At 71.9% G+C, this 9270-nt stretch carries 7 protein-coding genes, 1 tRNA gene and 2 pseudogenes; 2 read left to right on the top strand and 8 right to left on the bottom strand.

What is annotated here, in order from left to right:
* From ACWEO5_RS36830 to ACWEO5_RS36850, 5 genes and pseudogenes are all read right to left on the bottom strand, one after another.
* Nucleotides 1–388 (bottom strand): annotated as a pseudogene (locus ACWEO5_RS36830) (hypothetical protein); the annotation flags it as partial.
* Between the two features lie 179 nt (nucleotides 389–567).
* Nucleotides 568–2022, bottom strand: a complete 1455-nt coding sequence (locus ACWEO5_RS36835; RefSeq protein WP_452166456.1) for a GH1 family beta-glucosidase — start codon at nucleotides 2020–2022, stop codon at nucleotides 568–570.
* Between the two features lie 75 nt (nucleotides 2023–2097).
* A complete protein-coding gene (locus ACWEO5_RS36840; protein ID WP_344558080.1) occupies nucleotides 2098–3012 on the bottom strand; it encodes a carbohydrate ABC transporter permease in 915 nt (304 codons plus the stop codon).
* 1 nt (nucleotide 3013) lies between these two features.
* Nucleotides 3014–3973: a carbohydrate ABC transporter permease gene (locus ACWEO5_RS36845; RefSeq protein ID WP_344558081.1), complete on the bottom strand. Its 960-nt coding sequence runs from the start codon at nucleotides 3971–3973 to the stop codon at nucleotides 3014–3016.
* Between the two features lie 108 nt (nucleotides 3974–4081).
* Complete coding sequence (locus ACWEO5_RS36850) at nucleotides 4082–5401, bottom strand: ABC transporter substrate-binding protein (protein ID WP_452166457.1); 1320 nt, start codon at nucleotides 5399–5401, stop codon at nucleotides 4082–4084.
* Nucleotides 5402–5821: 420 nt separating this feature from the next.
* Here ACWEO5_RS36850 and ACWEO5_RS36855 point away from each other — a divergent pair, with 420 nt between their 5' ends.
* Entirely contained in the window at nucleotides 5822–6886 is a 1065-nt protein-coding gene (locus ACWEO5_RS36855; protein ID WP_452166458.1) for a LacI family DNA-binding transcriptional regulator, read from the top strand.
* Nucleotides 6887–7263: 377 nt separating this feature from the next.
* Here ACWEO5_RS36855 and ACWEO5_RS36860 read toward each other — a convergent pair whose 3' ends face one another.
* From ACWEO5_RS36860 to orn, 3 genes are all read right to left on the bottom strand, one after another.
* Nucleotides 7264–7710 carry a DUF4442 domain-containing protein gene (locus ACWEO5_RS36860; RefSeq protein WP_344558084.1) on the bottom strand — a complete coding sequence of 149 codons (447 nt, stop codon included), beginning with the start codon at nucleotides 7708–7710 and terminating at the stop codon, nucleotides 7264–7266.
* 464 nt (nucleotides 7711–8174) lie between these two features.
* Nucleotides 8175–8250: transfer RNA gene (locus ACWEO5_RS36865), tRNA-His, on the bottom strand.
* Nucleotides 8251–8364: 114 nt separating this feature from the next.
* Nucleotides 8365–8967 (bottom strand): oligoribonuclease, encoded by a 603-nt coding sequence (orn, locus tag ACWEO5_RS36870; RefSeq protein ID WP_452166459.1) that lies wholly within the window; start codon nucleotides 8965–8967, stop codon nucleotides 8365–8367.
* Between the two features lie 218 nt (nucleotides 8968–9185).
* Here orn and ACWEO5_RS36875 point away from each other — a divergent pair.
* A pseudogene (locus ACWEO5_RS36875) lies at nucleotides 9186–9270 on the top strand (rRNA methyltransferase); the annotation flags it as partial.

The raw sequence follows: 9270 nt of genomic DNA on the forward strand, positions 1-9270 counted from the left end.
GGGGCCGCGCGGGGACGGCGGCGAGCAGGCCGGCGGCCAGCGCGAACGCGTCGGGGCGGTCGGCCTGGTGGCCGGGCAGCGGGAGTTCGCCGCCGGCGAGGTGGTGGCCGAGGGCGTCGCCGAGGTCCTGCGCCGGCCGGGTGCCGTCGCCGCCGTCGTCGCCGCCGTCCACGACGTCGGCCGGATCGGGGCCGTCGGCGCCGCGGATGCCGTGGAGGGCCCCGTCGGCCGGTCCGTCGAGCGGTGCGTCCAGCGGGCCGTCGCCGCCGGTGCTCGCGCGGACGACCGTGCCGAGGGCACGGTCGGGGTGCTGCGGGGGGTGCCCGGTGTCGGCGGCGCGGGCGGCGGTCGCGCCGAGGCCGAGCCCCAGCACCTGGGCGGCGAGCATGCCGCTCGCCGCCAGTGTGCCGGGCCGCCCCCACCGGCGTCGGGAGGTGTCCGAACGTCGCGGTCGCTTCGCGTGGTTGGTTCGCACACCAGGGGAGAACGAGCGGGACTCCCCGCGGTCACGCTCGTTGCTCACACTCCGTCACACTGTGCGGGGGTGCGGGAGTCCGGGCCGGTGCTTCAGGCGAGCCCGCCGCGCCGGATCACCTCCGCGTACCAGCGGGCGCTGGTCTTGGGGGTCCGCTTCTGGGTCTCGTAGTCGACGTGGACGACGCCGAAGCGCTTGCTGTAGCCGTACGCCCACTCGAAGTTGTCCAGGAACGACCAGACGTAGTAGCCCCGGACGTCGGCGCCCGCGGCGATCGCGTCGGCGACGGCCTGCAGGTGCAGTTCGACGTAGCGGACCCGCTCGGGGTCGTCGACCTCGCCGTCCGGGCCGACCTCGTCCTCGAAGGCGGCGCCGTTCTCGGTGACCAGCAGCGGCAGGCCGAAGTCGCGGTGCATGCCGATCAGCGAGTCGGAGAGGCCGGAGGCGTCGATCGGCCAGCCCATCGCGGTGACGTCGTCGTTGGCGAGGTGGAAGACCACGTCCTCGGAGCCCGGCCAGCAGCTGAACTCGCTGTCGCCGTGGCCGTCGTTGCGGGCCGCCTCGGCGGTCTCGGCGTTGTCGCTGGGCGCCGAGACGATGGTCGGGTTGTAGTAGTTGAGGCCGAGCAGGTCGATCGGACGGCCGATCTCCGCCTCGTCGCCGGGGCGCACCAGCTCGTCCCAGTCGACGATGTGGGCGGTGTCCGCCTTCAGGTCCTCGTCGTAGCCGCCCTTGAACATCGGGCCGGTCCAGATCCGGTTGCCGACCGCCTCGATCCGGCGGGCCGCCTCGCGGTCCTCCGGGGTGTCGGTGAGCGGGCGGACCAGGTGCAGGTTGAGCGAGACGGCGATCTTCGCCGAGGCCGGCAGCACCTCGCGCAGCGCGCCGACGGCCAGGCCGTGGCCGAGGTTGAGGTGGTGGGCGGCCTTCAGCGCGTCGGCCGGGTTGGTGCGGCCGGGGGCGTGCACGCCGGAGCCGTAGCCGAGGAAGGCGCTGCACCAGGGCTCGTTCAGGGTGGTCCACACCGGGACGCGGTCGCCGAGCGCCGCGCCGGCCAGCGCCGCGTACTCGGCGAAGCGGTAGGCGGTCTCCCGGACCGGCCAGCCGCCGGCCTCCTCCAGGTCCTGCGGGAGGTCCCAGTGGTAGAGCGTGGCGACCGGGGAGATGCCGTGCTCCAGCAGGGTGTCGACCAGGGCGCGGTAGAAGTCGAGGCCGCGCTCGACGGCCGGGCCGCGGCCGGTGGGCTGGATCCGCGGCCAGGACAGCGAGAAGCGGTACGAGGTGAGGCCGAGGTCGGCCATCAGCCGGACGTCCTCGCGGAAGCGGTGGTAGTGGTCCACCGCGACGTCGCCGGTGTCGCCGTTGAGGACCTTGCCGGGGGTCTTGGCGAAGGCGTCCCAGATGGACGGGGTGCGCCCGTCCTCGGCGGCCGCGCCCTCGATCTGGTAGGCGGCGGTGGCCGAGCCCCAGGCGAACCCGGGCGGGAAGGCCACCCGGGGGGCCGCCACCGATGCGTGGGCGGCTGTGGTCGGATCGGTCATGGTCATACGGGAGCGCTCCCATGGCTCGGGTGTGGACGGGGCGGTGTGCCGGGACCGGCCGGTGGGCCGGTCCGCGGCGGATCAGCTCTTGACGGCGCCGGAGGTGATGCCGCCGACGATGTGCTTCCCCAGAACGACGAAGATCAACAGCAGCGGCAGGGTGCCGATGAGCGCGCCGGTCATGATCACGGCCTGGTTGACGTCGTAGCCGGAGCCGCCGCCGAGACCCGAGAGCGCCACCTGCACGGTGGGGTTCTGCGCGTTGAGCGCCACGAACGGCCAGAAGAAGTCGTTCCAGGACTGGACGAACACCAGCATGCCGAGCACCGCCATGGCGGGCCGGGCGATCGGGAACACCACGTGCCAGATGACCCGCAGGCTGTTCGCGCCGTCCACCCGGGCCGCCTCGATCAGCTCGAACGGCAGCGCCTCGGACAGGAACTGGCGCATGAAGAACACGCCGAACGCCGCCACCAGCGAGGGCAGGATGACCGACTGCAGGTGGCCGCTCCACTGCAGGTCGGTGACGATCCGGTAGAGCGGGATCACACTGAGCTGCGGCGGGATGGTCATGGTGGCGACCACCAGGGTCAGCAGCGCGTTGCGGCCGCGGAAGCGCAGCTTGGCGAAGGCGAAGCCGGCCAGCGTGGAGAACAGCACCGTGGACAGCGACACGCAGCCCGCCACGATGGTGGAGTTCAGCAGGGCCTTGCCCATGTCGGCCTGGCCCCAGGCGGTGGAGAGGTTGTTCCACAGCTCGCCGCCGGGCACCATCGGCGGCGGCGACAGGGCCACCCGGTCGCCGGTGTTGGAGGCCGCTACGAAGGTCCAGTACAGCGGGAACAGCGAGACCAGCGCGGCGATGCCGAGCAGGACGTAGGTGACCGGGCCGGCCTTGTCGTGGTCGCCGGCCTTGCGCCGGAACAGGCCGCGCGGGCGGGCCGGTTCGGCGTGCTTCGCCTCGCGGGAGGAGGGGGTGGACAGGGTCGCGGCCATGTCAGCCTCCCAGCTCGTTGCGCTTGCGGTAACGGTTGATCAGGAACTGCGCCAGGCCGATCAGCAGCAGGATCAGCAGCATCGTCCAGGCCACCGCCGAGGCACGGCCCAACTGGCGCGACGGCCAACCCAGTTCGTACATGTAGAGGCTGAGCGTCTGGAACTGGTGCGCGGAGCCGCCGGACACGCCGACACCGCCTCCGAACAGCATCGGCTCGCCGAACAGCTGGGTGGCGCCGATGGTGGAGACGATGATGGTGAACATGATGGTCGGGCGGATCGACGGGATGGTGATCCGGGTGAACTGCTGCCAGCGGTTGGCCCCGTCCAGGCTGGCCGCCTCGTACAGGTCCTTCGGCACGGCCTGCATCGCGGCCAGGTAGATCAGCGCGTTGTAGCCGGTCCAGCGCCAGGTCACGATGGTGGAGATGGCGATCTGCGAGGGCCAGGTGTCGGTGATCCAGTTCGGGTGGAAGCCGAAGGCGCCCAGGACCCAGTTGATGAAGCCGTAGTCGGGGTTGAACAGCTGGACGAACACCAGGGTCGCCGCGGCGATCGAGGTGGCGTACGGAGCGAGGATCGCGACCCGGAAGAAACCGCGGGCGCGCATCCGGTAGTTGAGCAGGTGCGCCAGCCCCAGCGCCATCAGCAGCTGCGGGACGGTCGAGATCACCCCGATGGTGAAGGTGTTGCGCAGCGCGGTCCAGAACTGGTCGTTGGACCACAGGCGGGTGTAGTTGCCGAAGCCCTTCCACTCCATCACGTCCGGCTTGAGCAGGTCGACGTAGTGCAGCGACAGCCAGCCCGTCCAGATCAGCGGGAAGAGGCCGAAGGCGGCGAAGCAGAGGAAGAACGGCGCGATGAAGGCGTACGGGGAGGCCTTCAGGTCGAACCGGTACAGGCGGGAGCGCCATGAGGAGCGCGCGGCGGGCGGTGCCTCGGCGCGGACGTGGGTGGCCACTTGGGGTTTCCTTCCCGGGGGTGGCGAGGGGCGGCGGAACGGCGCCCGGCCGGGTGGGCGGACCCGGCCGGGCAGTAGGGATCGGCTACCGGCGCGTGCCGGCCCGGATCAGTGGCCGGTCTTGTCGTCGACCAGCTTGGTCACGTTGTCCCAGGCCTTGGCCGGGTCGGTGCCGTGCTCCTCGATGTCGAGGATGCCGTTGTCGGTGATGATCGTCTTCACGTTGCCGTCCTGCTCACCGATCGGAGCCGGGACGATGGAGGAGGCGGCAGCGGCGAAGATCTGGCCGGTCGGCGCGTTGTTGAAGTACTCCAGCTTGGCGCCCTGGACGGCGGGCTGCTGCAGGCCGCCCACGGTGGAGGGCAGCACGCCGATCTTGGTGAAGACCTTGGCCTGCTGCTCCGGCGCGGTCAGCCAGGCGGCCAGCTCGGTGGCCTCCTTGATGTGCTTGCCGGCCTTCGGGACGGTCAGGAAGGCGCCGCCCCAGTTGGAGGCGACCGGCGCGGCCGCGACGTCCCACTTGCCCTTGCCCGCGTCACCGGAGTACTTGCTGATGGTGGCGGTCATCCAGGACGGGCAGACCAGCGCGGCGAACTTGGCGTTGGCGAGGGCCGCGTTCCACGGGTCCTGGAACTGGCGCAGGCCGGCGCTGATCTTCGCGTCCGAGGCGGAGACCGCGAGGTCCCAGGCGGTCTTCACACCGGCGCTGGTCTTGTAGACGAGCTTGCCGGAGGCGTCCGAGTACTGCTCGGGCTGGGCCGACAGCACGGCGTTGAACAGGCCGGAGGCCGAGTCGGTGAAGAAGGTGCCGGCCGGGGCGTTCTGCTGGTACTTCTTGCCGGTCTCGACGAACTTCGACCAGTCGCCCGCCCACAGCTTGCCGACCTCTTCGCGGTCGGTCGGCAGGCCGGCCTGCTGGAACAGGTCGGTGCGGTAGCAGACCGCCATCGGGCCGATGTCGGTGCCCAGACCGATCATCGCGCCGGACGGGGTGGTGGCCTGCTTCGACTTCCAGGGCAGCCAGTTGGCGGCGTTGACGCCCTCGGCCTTGCTGAGGTCGACGAACTTGTCGCCCAGGGTGTTGGTGGCCTGCGCGATGTAGCCGACCTCGACCGCCTGGATGTCGGACAGGCCGCTGCCCGAGCCCAGGTGGGTGGTCAGCGCGTCCCAGTACTTCTGGCCGTCCTGGGTGGTCTGGTACTTGATGGTGATGTTCGGGTGCGCGGCCATGTACTCGTCGTACAGGCCGGCCTCCACGTAGCCGAAGTCGCCGAAGTCACCGATGTTCAGGGTGATCTTCGAGTTGCCGTCGCTGGAGCCGCCCTTGCCGTCCGAGCTCGACGAGCAGGCCGTGAGCAGCAGGGTGGAGGCGGCGAGGACCGCGACGGTGGCGACAGCGGCTCTGCGCGGGCGGGAGGTGGTGCGCATGGGGGCGAACTCCTTTGTCCGGGTGGTTGGTCCGGGTCGGTCCGGTGCCGCTCCGGTCGTCTTCCGGGGGCTTCCGGTGGTCTTCCGTGGGTGGTGCCGGGGTTGGAACGAGAGCTTCGTTGGGTGTTCTTGGTGCGCTGAATCTTGGCTACAGTGTGGGAGCGCTCCCACAGCTGGGCATGCCGGAAGGTTGCTGTGTCGCGGGGGTGAGTGTCAAGACGTGGTGACACAAACGTTGCCGGAGCGTTTCCGGCTTCGTTACCACCGCCGTTGACGCCCGCGGGCTGCCCCGGACACGTTCCGGGCCGCCCCGGATGGTCGGAAACGCCGCGGGACCGGCCACAATGAACAGTCCGTGCGGGCCCGGGGGCGGGTCCCGCGGATCCGTCCCATCCGTCCCAGAGACCGAGAGGTGTAGCGATGAGCCCGACCGCACAGCGCCCCGACGCGCTCCACCCGGGCGCCGGCGGCAGAGCCACCGCGCGCCCCACCCTGGAGGAGGTGGCCGCGCTGGCAGGCGTCGGCCGCGGTACCGTCTCCCGGGTCATCAACGGTTCCCCCCGGGTCAGCGCCAAGGCCCGGGAAGCCGTCCAGACCGCCATCGCCGAACTCGGCTACGTGCCCAACCGGGCCGCCCGCACCCTGGTCACCTCGCGCACCGACTCGATCGCGCTGGTCGTGCCCGAGGCCGAGACCAGGCTGTTCTCCGAGCCGTACTTCTCCGACATCATCAGCGGAGTCTCGGCCGAGCTCGCCGAGACCGACATGCAGCTGCTGCTGATCCTGGTCCGCAACCAGCGCGAGCGCGACCGGCTCTCGGCCTACCTGACCGCCCAGCGCGTCGACGGCGTCCTGGTCGTCTCGGTGCACCGCGACGACCCGCTGCCCGGACTGCTGGAGAGCCTGGAGATCCCCTCCGTGCTGGCCGGCCGGCGCGGCGACCTCGAACCGCTCAGCTACGTCCACGCCGACAACGCCGGCGGCGCCCGGATGGCCGTGCGCCACCTGCTCCGGCGCGGCTGCACCCAGGTCGCCACCCTGACCGGCCCGCTCGACATGGAGGTCGCCCAGGCCCGCCTCGGCGGCTACCGCCGGGCCCTGGAGGAGGCCGGCCACGCCTACGACGAGGAACTCGTCGGACTGGCCGACTTCACCGAGGAGGGCGGCCGGGTCGCGATGCGCGAACTCCTCGCCCGCAAGCCCGAGTTGGACGGCGTCTTCTGCGCCTCCGACGTGATGGCGGCCGGCGCCATGCAGGTGCTCCGGGCCGCCGGGCGGCGGATCCCCGACGACGTCGCGGTGATCGGCTTCGACGACTCGATCGTGGCCCGGCACACCGACCCGCCGATGACCAGCGTCCGCCAGCCGATCGAGGAGATGGGCCGCACCATGGCCCGACTGCTGCTCGACGAGATCCACGAACGCGGCCGGGCCCGGCGGCAGGTGGTGCTGGCGACCGAGCTGATCGTCCGCGACTCCGCCTGACGGCGGGCGGCGCTGCGGCGCTGCGGTGTTGTGGCGCTGCGGTGTTGCGGCGGGGCCGTGCTGCGGCGGGCGGCGGGAAGCGGGGCAGAGAGGGAGCAGGGCAGAGGGGGAGCAGGGCAGGGGGCGGGGCGGCGAGGGAGCCACCACCCGCGCGGGGTGCGGCCCGTGCGGGGGTTCGGCATGTCCGGGGGCCGGTGCCTCGCGCCGGTGGTCCCGCGCGCCCCGGGCGGGCGTCCCGGCCGACCGGGGCGGGGCTCGGGGTGCGGTTCGGGGCCGGGACGGCAGCTCGGGCCGGGACGGCGGTTCGGGACGGCGGTTCGGGACGTGGGCCGGGCTCGGGAGCGGGGGCTCGGGAGTCGGGGCTCAGGAGTTGGGGCTCAGGAGTTGGGGCGCAGCGTCCAGACGATCTCCAGCACGCCGGTGACGGCGCCGTCCTCGCGGGTGATCTCCACGATGATCGGGAACTCGGGGCGCTTGCCCTCGTCCAGCTCCGCGATCACCTCGGCGACCGGCCGGCCGAGCGTCGCGGTGGCGGTCACCACGCCGCGGGCCAGCTTCTTGAACGAGATCTCGCCGACCGTCGGCAGCGGCACCGCGCGGCCCAACTGGTCGCCGAACGCCGCCAGCACGACCGCCCCGCTCGCGGACTCGGCCAGCGTGAACATCGCCCCCGCGTGCGGCCCGCCCACGTGGTTGCGGTACTCCGGGAGGTCGGGCAGCCGCAGCACGGCCCGCTCCGCGGTGGTCTCCAGGTACTCCAGCTGCAGGGTCTTCACCATCGGGACGGTGGAGGTGAGCAGCTCGCCGATCGCAGTAGTGGTCATGCCGTGATGTTACTAGTGGGTAGCTTGGTCGTCCATGGGTCGTCGGCCGCGGTTGCCCGCGGCTGCCTGGCGGGCTTTCCGGTCGTGCTCCCCACGAGTGCCCTCCGGCCGCGTTCCGGTCGTGCTTCTGCTCCTGCTTCTGCTCGTGCTTCCGGTCGCCCGGAATCGCGGGGCGTGAATGCCGGTGGAAACGGATGCCGGGGGACGAGGGGGATTCGGCGGGGGTTTTCCGTCGCACCGGTTCGGGGTGACACCGCCGGTGAACGCCACTGTTCGGCGGGTGCGTTGTGGGTGCGTGGCGGGTGCGCGGCGAGGCGTGCGGGAAAGCGCTCCGGGAAGGTGCGGGGGCGACCGGTCCGGCCCGGGGACGAGCGTCCCAACTCGCTTCCGTCAGTGGGCGTTCCGGCGAGCATTCCGGGGAACGGCGAAGGCCCCGGTCGATTTCTCGACCGGGGCCTTCGTGATGGGGTGAGTGACGGGACTCGAACCCGCGGCCACCTGGACCACAACCAGGTGCTCTACCAACTGAGCTACACCCACCATCTGTCAGGTGCTTTCCCGCTTTCGCGTTCCCGCTCCGACAGGAAGAACTCTACAGGATGCCGAGGGGTGCTCGCGCCAGGGTTTCCCCGACCGCCCGGACCGGAGTCCTGGTCAGGCGGTGGGCAGCTGGTGGCGGGCGGCGATCTCCCGCGCGGTGTCGGTGTCCGGGCCGGGCTGCGGGACGAACACGGCCTCGCGGTAGTACCGGAGTTCGGCGATCGACTCGCGGATGTCGGCCAGCGCGCGGTGGCTGCCGCCCTTCCGCGGGCTGTTGTAGTAGGCGCGCGGGTACCAGCGGCGGGCCAGCTCCTTGATCGAGGAGACGTCCACGATCCGGTAGTGCAGGTGCCCCTCCAGCTCCGGCATGTCCCGGGACAGGAAGCCGCGGTCGGTGGCCACCGAGTTCCCGCACAGCGGGGTCTTGCCGGCCTCCGGCACGTGCGTGCGGACGTACGCCAGTACCCGCTCCTGGGCCTCGGCCATGGTCAGGCCGTCCGCGAGCTCGTCGAGCAGGCCCGAGGCGGTGTGCATCTGCCGCACCACCTCGGGCATGCTCTCCAGCGCCTCGGCGGGCGGGCGGATGATCACATCCACGCCTTCGCCGAGCACGTTCAGCTCGGAGTCGGTCACCAGGGCGGCGACCTCGATCAGGGCGTCCCGATCGAGGTCGAGGCCGGTCATCTCACAGTCGATCCATACCAGACGGTCATTCACGCACTCACCCTACGGCGCGATCACGTGCCCCCGACACCGCACGCGCTCCGTCCGGGGCGAAGTCCGCCGCCCCGCGCGCCCCGCGCTCCGGCTCGGCCTCGGGGCGGTGCGCCCCCTGCCGGTCCCGGGCACTGGGCTGCTTGCCGTCCGCGTCCTCCGCGATGGCGTGCTCGACCGGACGGTCCGGACGCTCCGCCGGACCCGACCCGACCTTCCGGCTGCCGGAGCGCTGCGTGCTGCTGTTCGGGCAGGAGGGGCCGGGGCTGACCGCCGAGGCGTGGGAGCACGCGGCGGCGGTCTGCT

The sequence above is a fragment of the Kitasatospora sp. NPDC004272 genome (genome assembly GCF_053603035.1).